This is a genomic window from Chromatiales bacterium 21-64-14 (genome assembly GCA_002255365.1).
Classification (GTDB): domain Bacteria; phylum Pseudomonadota; class Gammaproteobacteria; order 21-64-14; family 21-64-14; genus 21-64-14.
In genome coordinates this window covers 89,217-105,151 of record NCBI01000002.1, presented here as the reverse complement: position 1 = coordinate 105,151, position 15,935 = coordinate 89,217, and the positions used below count along the sequence as shown (strand labels likewise).

Below are 15,935 nucleotides of genomic sequence, written 5' to 3'. Positions count from 1 at the left end.
GAGATTGGCGGGCCACGACCCTTTCCAAGCCCCACGCGTACAACCCTACACTAGCCGATGCGTGCGCGCGCGCGCTGGATCGCGGCCCGGACCTGCCGGGGCGCGGTGCCCCCCACATGGTCGCGGGAGGCCACCGATCCTTCCAGCGTCAGTACCTCGAAGACGTCCGCGCCGATGACCTCGGAGAAGCGGCGCAGTTCCTCCAGAGTGAAATCCGCAAGATCTTTGGCCTCGTCCAGTCCGTAGCGCACCGCGCGCCCGACGGCCTCATGGGCGTCCCGGAACGGGACGTTCCTGCGTACCAGATAGTCGGCAAGGTCCGTGGCAGTGGTATAGCCACGGCGTGCCGCTTCGTACAGGCGCTCGCGCTTGACCCGCAGTTGCGGCAACATCTCGGTAAACGCGCGCAGCGCGCCGCGCAGGGTATCGACTGTATCGAACACCGGCTCCTTGTCCTCCTGGTTGTCCTTGTTGTACGCCAGGGGTTGGGCCTTCATCAGTGTGAGCAGCGCCATCAGGTGTCCTATCACCCGCGCGCTCTTTCCGCGCACCAGTTCCGGGACGTCGGGATTTTTTTTCTGCGGCATGATGGACGAGCCGGTGCAGAACCGGTCCGGCAGGTCCACGAAATCGAACTGGGCCGATGACCACAGGACGAGTTCCTCCGCGCAGCGCGACAGGTGGGTCATCAGGAGCGCTGCGCAGGAGGCGAACTCAATGGCAAAGTCGCGGTCGCTCACTGCATCCACGGAATTTTCCGCGATTGCATCGAACTCCAGTAATTGGGCCGTATACGCGCGGTCGATGGGGAACCCCGTGCCCGCCAATGCCGCGCTTCCCAGGGGCAATACGTTCACGCGCCCACGGCAGTCGGCGAACCGCCCACGGTCGCGTTCCAGCATCTCGAACCAGCACATCATGTGGTGCCCGAAGGTGATCGGCTGGGCTGCTTGCAGGTGTGTGAACCCAGGCATGATGGTGTCCGCCTCCCGCTCCGCTATATCGAGCAGCGCGGATTGCAGGGCGCGAATCTGCTCGCGTATTGTATCGATCTGTGCGCGGACGTACATGCGCATGTCGGTGGCGACCTGATCATTGCGCGAGCGACCGGTGTGCAGTTTCTTGCCGGGGTTGCCGATGCGTTCGGTAAGCCGCGCCTCAATATTCATGTGGACGTCTTCCAGGGCTGGCGACCACGCGAAATCCCCGCGCTCGATGTCCTGCAGGATCTCCTCGAGGCCACGCACGATTGCCGCGCACTCTTTCTGGTCGAGGACGCCCACCTTTGCCAGCATGCGCGCATGGGCGATGGAGCCCTGGACATCACAGGCATACAGGCGCCGGTCGAAGGATACCGAGGCGGTGAACGCCTCCACGAAGGCGTCGGTGGGTTCCGTAAACCGCCCACCCCAGGGTTTTTCAGGTGCGTCGTCGTTCATGGTTCCAGCGCAGGGGCCGCTATACTGGCCCGCAGTATAGCAAGTTTCCCGACGCCCGTTCCCCGGGCCGGCGCCGCACACGGACCGGGGGGTGGTATGTCCTGGAGGAGCGGGTTCCGTGGTCAGTGGCCGCCTGTCCAAGCTGGACGACCAGCTGTTTCTGCCCAATTTCTGTGACGTGCGCACGGTGTTCGTCGTCGTCGTGCTCGCGGAGCTGCTGGCGTTGGTGCTGGTATTGGCCCCGCCCCGTTACAGCACCGATCTGTGGAGCGACCTCAGCTTGGTGTCACTGTTTATACAGTGGGTGGCTTTGGGCAGCGCGGCCCTGCTGTGTGCGTTGCGCCGCCGGCTGGCGCGCCTCGAGAACACCCGCGCCGGCTGGGTGAGCTACGGACTTCTGTTGGCGGTGACCTTGATTGTTAGCGAAAGTGCCTACTGGCTGCTGCAGCTCAACAGCCTCCATTATGGCGGTGTGGGGCAGGGGCACCTGGGCTTTGTGTCGCGCAACCTGCTGGTGGCCTCTATTGTCAGTGCGGTGGTTCTCCGTTACTTGTATATACAGCACCAATGGAAGCGCAACGTGCAGGCAGAAGCGCAGGCCCGGGTGCAGGCGCTGCAGGCGCGCATCCGTCCCCACTTCCTGTTCAACAGCATGAATACCATCGCCAGCCTGACCCGCGAGCGGCCGGATCTGGCGGAGGAGGCCGTGGAGGACCTCGCCGATCTGTTTCGGGCGAGTCTGGCGGCCCCCGGTCAGCGCGTGAGCCTCGGCGACGAACTCACCATGGCGCGACGCTATCTCCATATCGAGGAACTCCGGCTCGGTAAGCGCCTGCAGGTGGACTGGCAGCTCAACGACCTGCCCCTGGATCTGCCCGTCCCACCCTTGATCCTGCAACCGCTGTTTGAGAACGCCATCTACCATGGAATCGAACCGCGACCCGAGGGCGGTATGATCCGGGTGGAAGGGGTGCGGACCGGCAACCAGGTGACACTGCGCCTGCGCAATCCGGTCCCGGAGCGTGCGGCAACCACGGTGCGCCGCGACGGGAATCACATGGCCCTGGACAATATCCGCCAGCGTCTGGAACTGGCCTACGGTACCCAGGGGGCCCTATCAGTGCGCGAGGCCAACGGCGAGTTCGAGGTATGTCTCCATTTGCCCGCCGACGGTGTTTTGGAGTAGCGCGTGGCGGGAGTTTTTCGGGAGCCGCGGGTTGGGTATGCCACGATGAAAATTCTGATCGCGGACGATGAGGCGCCGGCGCGGCGCCGATTGCGCGCCCTGGTGGAGGAACTCGACGGTCACACGGTGCTCGGGGAGGCGGCCGACGGGCGCGAGGCCTTGATGCGGACCCACGAGTTGGATCCGGACGTCCTCCTTCTGGACATCCGGATGCCGGGGATGGACGGGTTGGAGGCCGCGCGCCATGTGGCCGGCCTGGAACATCCCCCGGCGGTGATTTTCACCACCGCCTACGGGGACCATGCCTTGGAGGCGTTCGAGGCCCACGCTGTGGACTATCTGCTCAAACCGATACGCAGGCAGCGCTTGGCGGCGGCATTGGATCGGGCGCGGCGCCTGACCCGCGCCCAGCTGGGGGTGCTGGGTGTGCACCGGCAGGAGGCCCCGGCGCGCACCCACCTCTGCGCCCGGCTGCACGGGGCGCTGGCTCTCATCCCGGTGGCCGAGATCCGGTGCCTGCAAGCGGGCCAGAAGTATGTGACGGTGCGGGACGCGGATCGGGAGGTGTTGATCGAGGAGAGCCTCAAGGGCCTGGAGCAGGAGTTCGGCGACCGGTTTCTACGGATCCACCGCAACGCCCTAGTGGCGTGGGCCTATGTCACGGGCCTGGAACGGGACGTGCTGGGACGGGTCTGCGTGCGACTGCGGGATGTGGTCCTGCCCCTGGAGGTGAGCCGGCGACACCTGCCCCAGGTGCGCCGCGCGCTCCGGGCGGCCGCGCCGCGCCGCGACTGACGCGCGCCGACGCGCGTGTGGCCACGTAAGCGAAGGTCAGGACCAGTTGCTCTCAGTATCCGGTCAGGGTTGGGGCGCGGGGACGGTTGCCCGCGAGGCCAGATCCTCGCTCAGCCGTTTACGGGCGGTCTCGATGGCCGTGTCCAAGTACGCCCCGTAAAAGTCCAAGCTGCTGAGTCCCACCAGCCGTGGCGCCAACTCCCGCCCCGCCGAATCCAGGAACACGACCACCGGAGTGAACCGTATCCCGTAGCGGCGGGCCAGATCGGCCACCGGCAACGGGTGGCCCTGGAAGTCCAGAATGGTGGCGCCACTGTCGATTTCCACCTTGCGGATCAGAATTTTTCCGGTGTATTCCTTGCTGAGGAGCATAGGATTCAGCACTCGGTGTTCCAGGATCCGGCAGTAGCGGCAGTCGCTGGCGGCGAATTCCAGCACGATGGGCATGCGTCCCGCGGCGGCCTCACGCCCCAAGGCCTGGAAATCATGGGGCTCCCGAACCGTCGGCGGGGCCGCGACCGCGAGCGGGCCCCACGCCGCCAGCAGGAGCGCCAGACATACCCCGAACGCCCGTGTTTTCCGCTTGCTGATCATAGACCCGCCATCTCCGCGACTGACTTCACCCAATATCAACCTAGACGCACCGCCGTGAGATTGATTCCACCCCGGGTGATCTAGAACGGATTTGCCTCTGGATCGCCCAGGGCATAGGATTGGGTCCACAGCACCTCGATTTTCCAGGATTTTCTATGTCAAATCATGTAGTTTCTGTCTTGTGGTGGTGGTGATGAAGGGCCCTGATCTACGTATTGCCACGCGTAAAAGCCCCCTGGCCTTATGGCAGGCCCAGTGGGTCCGGGATCAGCTCTGCCGACTGCACCCCGGGCTCCGGGTGGAATTGCTCCCCATGCAGACCCGCGGTGACCGCATCCTGGATAGCCCTCTATCTAAGATCGGTGGCAAGGGTCTTTTCCTGAAGGAGTTGGAGGAGAGCCTTCAGGACGGGCGGGCGGATCTCGCCGTCCATTCCATGAAGGATGTGCCCGCGGAGTTGCCCGCGGGGCTGGCGCTTCCGGTGATCCTTCCACGGGAGGACCCCCGGGATGCGTTCCTGTCCCGCTATGGAAAGGTCGCAGCGCTGCCTGCGGGCGCCCGGGTGGGTACTTCCAGCTTGCGCCGAATCTGCCAGCTCCGGGCCCGGCGCGGCGACCTGGAGGTCATCGATCTGCGCGGGAATGTGGATACCCGTCTCGCCAAGTTGGAACGCGGGGACTACGACGCGGTGGTCCTGGCGGCGGCGGGGCTCAAGCGCCTCGATCTGGGGCACCGGATCGGTGCGATCCTGGCGCCGGAGGAAAGTCTGCCGGCTGTGGGCCAGGGGGCGGTGGGCATTGAATGCCGGCAGCAGGACATGCGGGTGCTGGACTGGATCCTGCCCCTGGATGACCGTCCTACCCATATGCGTGTGGCGGCCGAGCGGGCGTTCAGCGCGCGGCTCGGCGGGGGCTGCCAAATCCCGATCGCGGGCTACGCGGAGTTGGAGGGTGAACGCCTGTGGCTGCGCGGGCTGGTGGGGCGTACCGATGGCCGCGAGCTGGTGACGGGGGAGGTCCGGGGTGCCGCGCACGCTGGCGAGGACTTGGGCCGCGCGCTGGCGGAAGACCTGTTGGCACGGGGTGCCGATGAGATCCTGCGCGACCTGTTCGCCGGTTGACCGGCTTGCGGGTCCGCGCGCAGAGGGGGAACGGGATGGAAGACCATGGCGCAGCGCAGGGACCCCTGTCCGGTGTCGGGATATTGGTTACCCGTCCGGCGCACCAAGCGGAGCCCCTGTGCGCGTGCATCGAGACCCAGGGGGGGCGGGCGATCCGCTTCCCGGTGCTGGAGATCCTGGATCCAGAGGATCGTGCGCCGCTTCTGGAGGTGATCGACCGCCTGGACCAGTTCGATCTGGCGATCTTCATCAGTCCCAACGCGGTGATCAAGGCAATGAATCTCATCCTTGGCCGCCGCCAGTGGCCGTCGGCGTTGCGGCTCGCCGCGATCGGTAGTGGTTCCGCGAAGGAGTTGGCGCGTTTCGGTCGGGCACCGGATATCCAGCCCGCGCGCCGCTTCAACAGTGAAGCCCTGCTGGCCCTGGAGGAAATGCAAACGGTGACTGGACAGCGCATCGTGATCTTCCGCGGCGATGGCGGCCGGGAGGTGCTGGGGGATGAACTGCGCCGTCGCGGGGCGTGGGTGGAATATGCGGAGGCCTACCGGCGTGGGCGGCCCGCCGCGGACGTGGGCCGACTCATGCGCCATTGGGCACGGGGCGAAGTGGACATCATCACTGTTACCAGCAATACCGGACTGCGTAACCTGTTTGAGCTGGTGGGTAAACTGGGTCAGCAGTGGCTGCGCCGGACTCCGCTGGTGGTGGTGAGCCGCCGCGGGGTGGAGCTGGCCCGGGAACTCGGGTTCAGGGATCCGCCCATCGTGGCGGACAGTGCCGACGACGCAGCCCTGTTAGCGGCCTTGAACGCCTGGGCCCGCGCCCGCGGGCAAGACTGATATGCGAGCCGAGCGCCGCGACCGGCCGCGCGTTACACCGTATACGCAATCCGTTACCATCCTTAGGAGACCGCCCGCCATAGGCCGAAATGCGTGGACCGGGAACCCGGCGGGGCGGTGTGGCCCGGATCCGATGGAACGGGTTTCGACCGGGCCCGGCACCAAGGGAGATCGGCATGAGTGAAGCACAGACGGAACCTCCCCGGGGCGGGGAGACCGGGGTGGACCGCCCGCCGGCGGGGTTCGACACCTCTCCTTCGTCCGGCGCCCGGGGCGGCGTGGCCATAGCCGTGGCCGCACTCCTGCTGGCCCTCGTTGCCGTGGGCGGAGGCGCCTACTTGGCGTGGGTGGGGCGCAATGAAGTCCGCGTGCAACGGGTGTGGCAGGTGGCGGCCCAGGGGCGGATGGAAACACTGCAACGGCAGCTCCAGGACACCTCGCAGCGTTTGGCACGTAGTGTTGAGGCCCAGGAGTCGCGTGATCGGGGCCTGGATCAGGCGCTCGCCTCTTTGGGGGAGCGGCTCGGGCGCGACCCGGGTGGTTGGCGGGTGGCGCAGGCCAAGTACCTGATATGGGTGGCCAACCAACGGGTGCAGTTGAGTCGCGACCCGGCCACGGCGCTGACGGCGCTGGCTGGCGCGGATGAGGAACTGCAGGCCCTGGGGGATCCCGCGTTCCGTGCGGTGCGGGAACGCATCGCCGCGGAGATCGCGGCGCTGCGTGCCGTTCCGCAGACCGACATCACCGGCATCGAGTCACGTCTCGCGGCCTTGATCCGGCAGGTTGACGGGTTGCCGCTGGCGGGCGCCGAACCGCCGCACGCCGGTGCGGGCCCCGCACCGCGCGCTGTTGCGCCTGGTGGATGGAGGCAGGCATTGCGGCAGGCGGGCGAGGGTCTACGCAGCCTGGTGGTCATCCGGCGTACCGACCATCCACCCCGGCCGATGTTGCCGCCGGATCAACAGTATTTCCTCCAACAGAATCTCGAGATTCAGCTTCAGACTGCGCGACTCGCGCTGCTGCAGGGCGCGACGTCGGTGTATCGGGACAGCCTGAGCACCGCGCGCGGCTGGGTGCGCACCTACTATCAGACCGATGCCGCCGGTACCCAGCGCTTTCTCCGGGAACTGGATCAGCTGGCTACGGCGCCGGTGGCCGCCCGGCTACCCGATCTGTCCGGGTCCCTGCGCCTGTTGCGCCGTGTGGCCGCGCAGCGCTACGGGTCGGGCGGGCGTCCGGCCACGGCCCCGGCGGCAGGGACTGCAGGGGGCGCCGCGCAATGAAGTTTCTCGCTGTGTTGCTGGTGACGGTACTGGCCGCGGTGGGCGTGGCGGTTCTGGTGCTGCACGACCCCGGTTACGTGCTGATCGGCTACGGGCATTGGACCTTGGAGACCACCCTCTCCCTGGCGGTGCTGGTGCTCCTGTTGGGGTTCGGGATCGGCTATTACCTCATACGCGGGCTCACGGGGCTGCGGGGTATTCCGGGCCGGGTCCAGTCGTGGCGCCAGCAGCGCCGCGCACGCCGTGCCCAGGCCCTGCTCACCCGCGGGTTGCTGCAACTGGCGGAGGGGCGCTGGCCGGAGGCGGAAGGCACGCTCATCAAGGGCGCACGCCACAGCGAGACCCCACTGCTCAGCTACCTCGCGTCTGCTCGCGCGGCCCAGCAGCAGGATGCGCACGAACGGCGTGATCAGTATCTGCGCCTGGCCCACGAGAGCATGCCCGATGCGGACATGGCCGTCGGTCTTACCCAAGCGGAGCTGCAGATTGCCCATCGCCAGTGGGAGCAGGCCTTGGCCACCCTTACTCACCTGCGCACCATCGCGCCCCGCCATGCCCATGTTCTGAAGATGCTCATGACCCTCTATAGTGAACTGCGGGACTGGCAGCATCTGCGCGATCTGCTGCCGGAACTGCGCCGTCGCCGGGTGGTCGCGCCGGCGGAGGCCGACCGGCTGGAGCTGCAGATCCATCGGGAATTGCTGGACCGCGCCGCGGGCACCCGGGATCTGACGCGTTTGCGTGGATGCTGGGCACAGGTGCCGCGCCGCCTGCGCCAGACCGAGGCCTTGTTGCTGGCCTATGCAGGGCACTTGGCTGCCCTGGAGGCATATTCCGAAGTGACCGAGCTGGTGGAGGGCGCCCTCCGGCGGGATTGGAGCGAGCCGCTGGTGGCCTTCTACGGTACTCTCTCTCCCCCAGATCCCGCGCGCGCGCTGTCCCGTGCCGAGGGTTGGCTCAAGGGACACGAGACCAACCCGGAACTGTTACTGGCCCTGGGGCGGCTGTGTGTGCGCAACCGGCTTTGGGGCAAGGCTCGCAGCTACCTGGAGGCGAGCATCGGCGTGCGGCCGCGTCCCGCCGCCTACCGGGAGCTCGGCTGGTTGCTGGAACAACTCGAGCAGCGGGACGCGGCCCTGGAGTGCTACCGCAAGGGCATGGCCCTGGTCGTGGGTGGGGACGCGGAGCCCGGCCTTCAGGCCACGTTGCCGCCGCGGGTGCCGCGCCCGCCACACCGGGCGCCGCTGGCCCAGGTTCCCTACCCCGGTCCGTGAGAACCTAAGGGCGACGCACTCCGATGGGCGACCCGGGTTACGCGACCGTACTGCGGGAGTCCCGCGCCGGCTCGAAAGAATCGTAATACAGGTGATCGAAGGGCAGACCGTGGGTGCGGAACGCCTGCTTGGCGGCTTCGATCATGGGGGGTGGGCCGCTCATGTAGACCTCGTAAGCACCGAGGTCCGGATAGTCTTGAACCACCGCGTCGTGGACGAAACCCGTGCGCCCCTCCCATGCATCCTCGGCTAGCGGTTCCGAGAGCACCGGAGTGTACCGGAAGTCGGAATGGGTCTCGGACCAGGAGAGCGGCAGGTCATGCAGATAGAGATCGCGGCGCCCGCGGGCGCCCCAATACAAATGGATCGGGCGCTGAATGCCCGCATGGAACACGTGTTCCAGCATCCCCTTGAGCGGTGCGAATCCGGTGCCGCCGCCGATCATCAGGATGGGTCGGTCGGACTCCTCGCGCAGGAAGAAACTGCCCAGGGGGCCCTGGAAACGCAGCAGGTCCTTCTCTTTCATGCGCGCGAAGACATGGTCGCTGAAGCGCCCGCCCGGCAGGTGTCGGACGTGGAGTTCGATGTGCGCGTCGTCGTGGGGCGCGTTGGCGATGGAGAATCCGCGCCGGCCCCCGTCCCGCAGCAGGATGTCCAGGTACTGGCCGGCCAGGAACTGCAGCCGTTCCGCTGCCGGCAGCTTCAAGTACAAGCGCATCACGTCGGCGGCGAGCTTCTCCATCCCGGTGACCCGGCACGGCAGGGTCTTGACCACGATATCCTTGGCTGCGCCGATCTCGCGCATTTCCACCACCAGGTCGCTGAGCGGATACGCACTGCAGAACAGGGCACGCCCCTCCGCCTCTTCCTCCGGGATGAGCCCCGGCGGTGCCGGGCCGTCATAGGTCACCGTGCCGGAGAGGATTTTGCCCTGGCAGGTTCCACACGCGCCGTTGCGGCATCCGTACGGGAATGCGAAGCCCTGACGCAGCGCCGCCTCGAGCACCGTCTCGTCCTCCTCGACGGTGAACTCGTGCCCGCTGGGTTGTACCTTAACCTTGAATTCCATGGACCTGCGCTCCGTACCGCAAACAGGCCCATTCTCCCTGATTCCCGCCAGGAGGAAAACCCGTGTCCCCTGTGCTAATTGTGGGTTGCGGCGATATCGGCCGGCGGGTCGCCGCCTTGTGCCGGCGGGAGGGGACCGAGGTCCACGGCTTGGTACGCAGGCCTGACCAGGGTGCGGCTCTCAGCGCCGTGGATATCCAACCGATCATCGCGGACCTGGACCGCCCCGGATCTGCATACCCGCTTCCGGTGGAAGGGGCACGGGTATTCTATTGCGCGCCGCCCCCCACCGAGGGGGATACGGATCCACGTATGCGGGGCTTTCTCGACGGGCTGATGGAGCAGCGCGCGGAGCGCATCGTCTACATCAGTACCAGCGGCGTGTACGGGGATTGCGGCGAGGCATGGATCACCGAGGACCAGCCAGTGGCACCCCGGACACCGCGCGCGCGGCGCCGGCTGGACGCGGAACAGGCGCTGCAGCGTTGGGGCGCTGCCCATGGGGTCCCGGTGGTGATCCTGCGGGTGCCTGGTATCTATGGTCCCGGGCGCCTTCCGGCGCAGCGTATCCGGCGCGGGCTGCCGGTGTTGGACCCGTCCGAATCCCCGTTTACCAATCGCATCCATGCCGATGACCTGGCGCGCGCCTGCGTGCTCGCCGCGCAACGGGGCGTGCCCGGGGAGGTCTACCATGCCAGTGACGGTAAGCCGACCACCATGACCGATTACTTCTTCCGGGTCGCGGATCTGCTGGGGTTGCCGCGCCCGCCGGTGGTGAGCCGCGCCGAGGCGCAACGGGTCCTTTCCGCCGAACTGCTCTCGTACCTGAACGAGTCCCGGCGGCTGGATAACCGCAAGCTGCGCACGGGACTGGGCCTGGACCTGGTGTATCCGGATCTGGAATCGGGGTTGCGGTCGTGCCGCCGGTGAGCCCACGGACCCGGGTCCCGGATTCAGGAGTGCCGGGTTCGGCCATCCGGAACCGAGCGGCGGCTGTTGAGCCAGGCGAGTAGCGGTTGCCACTGGGCCAAGTCGGTCTTTACGAGAGATGGGGCAAGTTCGAAGATACCGAGCCCGCGCTCGGCAGCGCGGTGGTAGTTCTGGCTCTCCCGCAGTGCCGTCACGTAGGGAATCTTCAGTCGGTTCAGGAAGCGCTCCAGGGTCTGGAAGACTTGGGTCTGCTCCCGGACCCGGTTGGCTACCACGGCCACCCGCGCCTCGCGGCGGGATACCCGGCCGATCAGCAGCAGCTCCTGGATGAAATGGGCTGCGGCCCGGATATCCAGCGGCGAGGGGAGCACCGGAATGATCAGGGTGGACGCACGCTGGACTAGGTGCGCCAGATCCCCCCCATGCACCGCGGCAGGCCCGTCCATGATCAGGTATTCCGTGTCCTTGGGCGTGGCCAGCGGGCCGTCGCGCCCCGACACGCCCTGGATGGGCGGGCGTGTCGGGGCGCGGTGTGTGAGCCACTCCAGGCCGGCTTCTTGAGGGTCGAAATCGACCAGCGCCACGTGCGCGCCGTCCAGCGCGTAATAGCTGGCGAGATTCGTGGCGATGATGCTCTTGCCGCTGCCGCCCTTGGCGTTCAGTACCAAAATGGTACGCATCCCTACCTCTCCCTGGGACCTTCCGGGCCGTTTCCCGGGGGCCCCGGCCGACGCGGATACCCTATCCCCGCGGCGCCTCTGTACAGGTTGTCGGCATCCATAGCTCGACCCTGAACCGGCGCGCGCCGCGGGGATAGGGGGTTTCGGCCTCACCGTGCACGGGACCAAGGCGCACGGGCACCGCCCGCACGCAGCGTGGTGGGGGCGCGACACCGCCAGGATCAGGCGTCGTCTTCGAAGATGCCCAGGGACGTCCAGATCGCGTCGACCCGGCGCTGGATTTCCGCACTCATGCGGATCGGGCGGCCCCAGGTGCGGCTGGTTTCCGCAGGCCATTTGCCGGTGGCGTCGAACCCGATCTTGCCCCCGAGCCCGGCGACCGGGGATGCGAAATCGAGATAGTCGATGGGGGTGTGATCTACGAGGACCGTGTCGCGCACCGGATCCATGCGCGTGGTCATGGCCCAGATCACGTCCTTCCAGTCGCGCACGTTCACGTCCGCGTCGGTCACGATCACGAATTTGGTGTACATGAATTGGCGCAGGAAAGACCACACCCCGAACATCACCCGCTTGGCGTGTCCCGGGTACTGTTTCTTGATGCTGACCACCGCGAGGCGGTAAGAACAGCCTTCCGGCGGCAGGTAGAAATCCGTGATCTCCGGGAACTGTTTTTGCAGGATCGGAACGAATACCTCGTTCAGCGCCATGCCCAGAATCGCCGGCTCGTCGGGTGGCCGACCGGTGTAGGTGCTGTGGTAGATCGGCTGGTCGCGGTGGGTGATGCGCTCGATGGTAAAGACCGGGAAGGTTTCCACTTCGTTGTAGTAACCGGTGTGATCCCCGAAGGGGCCTTCGGGGGCCGTGTCTCCAGGCTGAATCCAACCCTCAAGTACGAACTCTGCGCTCGCGGGGACCTGCAGGTCGTGGCTGAGGCACTTCACCAGATCGGTGCGCGCGCCCCGCAACAGTCCCGCGAAGGCATACTCGGAGAGCGTGTCCGGTACCGGGGTCACCGCCCCGAGTATGGTGGCGGGATCCGCACCCAGCGCCACCGCCACCGGGAACGGCTCGCCGGGTCGTGCCACCTGCCAGTCGGCAAAATCCAGTGCGCCGCCACGGTGGGCCAGCCAGCGCATGATGACCCGGTTGGGACCGATGACCTGTTGACGGTAGATGCCCAGGTTCTGGCGTTCACGGTGCGGACCGCGGGTGACCACCAGCGCCCAGGTGATCAGCGGTCCCGCATCCTCGGGCCAGCAGGTCTGGATCGGAAGGCGCGCAAGATCCACCTCGGGGCCAGTTTGCACATGCGCCTGGCAGGGTGCGTCGCGTACCACCCGCGGGGCCATGTTCAGCACCTGCTTGAGGGCGGGAATCTTCTGCCACGCGTCGCGCAGGCTGCGCGGCGGCTCCGGTTCCCGCAGGAGCGCTAACAGGCGGCCTACCTCGCGTAGTGCCTCGACCGATTCCTGCCCCATGCCCAGAGCCACCCGCTGTGCGGTGCCGAACAGGTTGCCGAGGACCGGTGTGTCGTATCCGGTCGGCTGCTCGAACAACAGCGCCGGACCGCCACGGCGCAGGGTGCGGTCGCAGACCTCGGTGATCTCCAGTCGCGGATCCACGGGCGTGCGGATCCGCCGCAGCTCTCCGCGCGCCTCCAGCCCGGCAATGAAATCCCGCAGGTCGCTATATTTCATCGGGGTGACCGTACCTCAACGGCGCGGTGTGTGTCTCGGCGGGACTGTACCGGAAACCTCAGGTGGCGTCAGCCGAATTGGTTGTTCAATCGCGAAATTCCGCTACCACCGGGGCGTGGTCGGAAGGACGTTCCCAACCACGCGGCGTGGGATCCACCCGGGACCCGGTGCAGCTCCCGCAGAGCACCGGGCTCGCCAGGATGTGGTCGATACGCAGACCGAGGTTGCGCCGGAACGCGGCCATCCGGTAGTCCCACCAGCTGAAGATGCCGGCTTCCTGTTCGAAGCGCCGGAAGGTGTCGCAGAGTCCGAGATCCAGCAGGGCCTGGAACGCCACCCGCTCCGGCGCGGAGCAGAGTACCTGCCCGCGCCACTGCTCCGGGTCGTGTACATCCCGATCCTCGGGCGCGATATTGAAATCCCCCATGACCACCAGCCGGGGATGGCGTGCCAGTTCCACCCGCAGTTGCGCCGTTACACGCTCGAGCCACGCAAGCTTGTATGCATATTTGTCAGAGTCGACGCTCTGGCCATTGGGTACGTATAGGTTCCACACGCGCATGCCGTCGCAGTTCGCCGCCAGAATACGGCGCTGTGGATCCTCAGCGCCCGGAATATCGCTCAGCACATCGTTCGGAGCGCGCCGACTGAGTAGTGCGACCCCGTTGTACGTCGGTTGACCTGAATAGGTCACGTGGTACCCGGCCGCCTCCAGTTCCGCTGCCGGGAACTTCGGGTCTGCCAGCTTGGTTTCCTGCAGCCCCAGGATGTCAGGTTGTTCAGTGGCCAGCCACTGCAGCACGTGCGGCAGCCGCACACGCAGTGAATTCACATTCCAGGACGCAATCTTCATGTGGGCACTCCGGAGCGGCCCAGGACCGTTCGGCCGTTGCGCCCGCGGCGTACCCCGCCGGGGGCGCGGATTCCACGCCAACGGTTGGGCGTCGACCTACGCCGCCAAGCCGCTGTGGCGTAACAGGGCGTCGATGCTCGGGGCGCGGCCGCGGAATTCCATGAACAGTTCCATGGGGTCGCGGGAGCCACCGCGCTCCAGGATCGTGGCCAGGAACCGCTGGCCGGTATCCGGGTTTAGTCCACCCTGTTCCTCGAACGCCGCGAAGGCGTCGGCCGACAGCACCTCCGCCCACTTGTAGCTGTAGTAACCCGCCGCATAGCCGCCCGCGAAGATGTGTGAGAACCCGTGGGCGAAGCGGCTGAACCCCGGCGCCGGAACCACGGACACCTGGTCGCGGACTTGGCGCAGGATCTCGTAGATCCGCCCCCCCTGACCCGGCGTGTATTCCATGTGGATGCGGAAGTCGAACAGCGCAAACTCCAGTTGGCGTACCATCTGCATGGCGGAGTGGAAGTTGCGCGCGGCGAGCATCCGTTCGTACAAGGCCTCAGGCAAGGGCTCCCCGGTCCGGTAATGAGCGGCGATGAGGTCCAGTGCCGCGCGTTCCCAGCACCAGTTTTCCATGAACTGGCTGGGAAGCTCCACCGCGTCCCAGGGAACGCCATTGATGCCGGCAACGCTGGGAAAGTCCACCTGCGTGAGCATGTGATGCAGACCGTGACCGAATTCGTGGAACAGGGTAATCACATCGTCGTGCGTGAACAGGGCCGGTTCATTGCCGATGGGGGGTGAAAAATTACAGACCAGGTGCGCAACCGGTGTCTGCAGTCCCTCCGCCGTGCGCTTGCGGTTCAGGCACTCGTCCATCCATGCGCCACCGCGCTTATGGGGACGGGCGTAGAGGTCGAGGTAGAAGTGTCCGCGCACCGCTCCTGCGCGATCCCGGATTTCATAGAAGCGCACGTCCGGATGCCAGGTATCCACCTCGCTCATCTCGCGGATGTGGATCCCGTAGAGTTGCTCGACGACCGCGAACATCCCGGACAGGACCCGGGGTTGGGGGAAGTACGGCTTGAGTTCCTCCTGCGTGATGGCGTAGCGATGCTCGCGCAGCTTTTCCGCGTAGTAGGCCACATCCCAGGCGTGCAGCTCCGTGACATCAAACCGTTCGCGCGCGAACGCGCACAGCTCCTCGAATTCCTCGCGGGCCTTGGGTACCGAGCGTCTGGCCAGGTCTTGCAGAAATCCCATGACCTCGCTGGTGTCCCGCGCCATCTTGGTGGCGAGCGAATATTCCGCGAAGTTTCCGAATCCGAGCAGCGTCGCCAGTTCGTGGCGCAGGGCCAGGATGCGTTCCATAGTGCTGGTGTTGTCCCACTGTCCTGCGTTCGGTCCCTGGTCCGAGGCGCGGGTGGTATAGGCCTCATACATCTCGCGGCGCAGCTCGGGCCGATCGGCATAGGTCATGACGGGGTGGTAGGAGGGAAACTCCAACGTCAGCAGCCAGCCCTCCTGCCCCTCGCGCGCGGCCGTCTGGCGGGCGAGCTGGCGTGCCGATTCAGGCATGCCGGAGAGCAGCGACTCGTCCGAGACCGTTTTCTTCCAGGCGTGGGTGGCGTCCAGCAGGTTCTCCTGGAACCGGCTGGTGAGCTGCGCGAGCTCCTGCTGGATCGCCCGATAGCGCGATTGGCCAGGTGCATCCAACCCGATCCCGGACAGACGGAAATCACGCAGCGCGTCGTCGATGATCTTACGCTGGGCGGGTTGCAGCCGCGCATATTCAGGGCTGCCAGCAAGCGTTTGGTATGCCCGGTAAAGCGCCTGATTTTGCCCCAGTTCGGTGGCGTATTCGCTGAGCCGGTCGAGGCACGCATTATAGGCGGCGCGCAACGCCTCGCTGTCGAGGACCGCGTGGAGATGACTCACCGGGGCCCAGGCGCGGCTCAGGTCCTCATCCATCGCCTCCAGGGGCTGGACCAGGTTCGCGAAGGTGAATGGGCCGGGCTGCGCCAGCACGCTGTCCAGCCGGGCGCGATTCTGCGCCAATACCTGGTCCACCGCCGGTTCCACGTGTTCGGGGCGGATCCGGGAGAAGGCCGGCAGGCCTTCGGCGCAGAGCAGTGGGTTGCCGGTGCGGGTGCTGCTGCCTTGGGTCATGGAAGTTCTCGTGC

14 protein-coding genes are annotated in these 15,935 nt (G+C 66.5%); 7 read left to right on the top strand and 7 right to left on the bottom strand.

Annotated features, from left to right (window positions below):
* Nucleotides 1-50: 50 nt before the first annotated feature.
* Nucleotides 51-1,439, bottom strand: coding sequence for an argininosuccinate lyase (locus B7Z66_02640; GenBank protein OYV77902.1), 1,389 nt, complete (start codon nucleotides 1,437-1,439; stop codon nucleotides 51-53).
* A gap of 187 nt (nucleotides 1,440-1,626) precedes the next feature.
* Here B7Z66_02640 and B7Z66_02635 point away from each other — a divergent pair, with 187 nt between their 5' ends.
* Entirely contained in the window at nucleotides 1,627-2,625 is a 999-nt protein-coding gene (locus B7Z66_02635; GenBank protein OYV77955.1) for a hypothetical protein, read from the top strand.
* A gap of 45 nt (nucleotides 2,626-2,670) precedes the next feature.
* Nucleotides 2,671-3,420, top strand: a complete 750-nt coding sequence (locus tag B7Z66_02630; GenBank protein ID OYV77901.1) for a DNA-binding response regulator — start codon at nucleotides 2,671-2,673, stop codon at nucleotides 3,418-3,420.
* A 63-nt stretch (nucleotides 3,421-3,483) separates the two neighbouring features.
* Here B7Z66_02630 and B7Z66_02625 read toward each other — a convergent pair whose 3' ends face one another.
* On the bottom strand, nucleotides 3,484-4,014 hold the full coding sequence (locus tag B7Z66_02625; protein ID OYV77900.1) for a hypothetical protein: 531 nt from the start codon (nucleotides 4,012-4,014) through the stop codon (nucleotides 3,484-3,486).
* 193 nt (nucleotides 4,015-4,207) lie between these two features.
* Between B7Z66_02625 and B7Z66_02620 the strand changes: the two genes are divergently transcribed.
* The 4 genes from B7Z66_02620 (at nucleotide 4,208) to B7Z66_02605 (ending at nucleotide 8,530) form a co-directional block, all read left to right on the top strand.
* Nucleotides 4,208-5,134: a hydroxymethylbilane synthase gene (locus B7Z66_02620; protein OYV77954.1), complete on the top strand. Its 927-nt coding sequence runs from the start codon at nucleotides 4,208-4,210 to the stop codon at nucleotides 5,132-5,134.
* 35 nt (nucleotides 5,135-5,169) lie between these two features.
* The gene (locus B7Z66_02615) at nucleotides 5,170-5,973 is read left to right on the top strand and encodes a uroporphyrinogen III synthase (GenBank protein OYV77899.1); all 804 of its coding nucleotides are present in this window, start codon (nucleotides 5,170-5,172) and stop codon (nucleotides 5,971-5,973) included.
* 89 nt (nucleotides 5,974-6,062) lie between these two features.
* Nucleotides 6,063-7,256 carry a hypothetical protein gene (locus B7Z66_02610; GenBank protein OYV77898.1) on the top strand — a complete coding sequence of 398 codons (1,194 nt, stop codon included), beginning with the start codon at nucleotides 6,063-6,065 and terminating at the stop codon, nucleotides 7,254-7,256.
* Entirely contained in the window at nucleotides 7,253-8,530 is a 1,278-nt protein-coding gene (locus tag B7Z66_02605) for a hypothetical protein (GenBank protein ID OYV77897.1), read from the top strand. The genes B7Z66_02610 and B7Z66_02605 overlap by 4 nt, the downstream gene beginning before the upstream one ends.
* A gap of 37 nt (nucleotides 8,531-8,567) precedes the next feature.
* Here the strand turns inward: B7Z66_02605 and B7Z66_02600 are convergent, their stop codons facing one another.
* Complete coding sequence (locus B7Z66_02600; protein ID OYV77896.1) at nucleotides 8,568-9,599, bottom strand: CDP-6-deoxy-delta-3,4-glucoseen reductase; 1,032 nt, start codon at nucleotides 9,597-9,599, stop codon at nucleotides 8,568-8,570.
* 62 nt (nucleotides 9,600-9,661) lie between these two features.
* Here B7Z66_02600 and B7Z66_02595 point away from each other — a divergent pair, with 62 nt between their 5' ends.
* On the top strand, nucleotides 9,662-10,528 hold the full coding sequence (locus tag B7Z66_02595) for an NAD(P)-dependent oxidoreductase (GenBank protein ID OYV77895.1): 867 nt from the start codon (nucleotides 9,662-9,664) through the stop codon (nucleotides 10,526-10,528).
* 23 nt (nucleotides 10,529-10,551) lie between these two features.
* Here B7Z66_02595 and B7Z66_02590 read toward each other — a convergent pair whose 3' ends face one another.
* The 4 genes from B7Z66_02590 to B7Z66_02575 form a co-directional block, all read right to left on the bottom strand.
* The gene (locus B7Z66_02590) at nucleotides 10,552-11,208 is read right to left on the bottom strand and encodes a chromosome partitioning protein (protein ID OYV77894.1); all 657 of its coding nucleotides are present in this window, start codon (nucleotides 11,206-11,208) and stop codon (nucleotides 10,552-10,554) included.
* Between the two features lie 221 nt (nucleotides 11,209-11,429).
* Nucleotides 11,430-12,908 (bottom strand): 3-octaprenyl-4-hydroxybenzoate decarboxylase, encoded by a 1,479-nt coding sequence (locus B7Z66_02585; protein ID OYV77893.1) that lies wholly within the window; start codon nucleotides 12,906-12,908, stop codon nucleotides 11,430-11,432.
* Between the two features lie 85 nt (nucleotides 12,909-12,993).
* Nucleotides 12,994-13,761 (bottom strand): exodeoxyribonuclease III, encoded by a 768-nt coding sequence (locus B7Z66_02580; protein OYV77892.1) that lies wholly within the window; start codon nucleotides 13,759-13,761, stop codon nucleotides 12,994-12,996.
* A 96-nt stretch (nucleotides 13,762-13,857) separates the two neighbouring features.
* Complete coding sequence (locus tag B7Z66_02575) at nucleotides 13,858-15,921, bottom strand: oligopeptidase A (protein ID OYV77953.1); 2,064 nt, start codon at nucleotides 15,919-15,921, stop codon at nucleotides 13,858-13,860.
* Nucleotides 15,922-15,935: the final 14 nt, after the last annotated feature.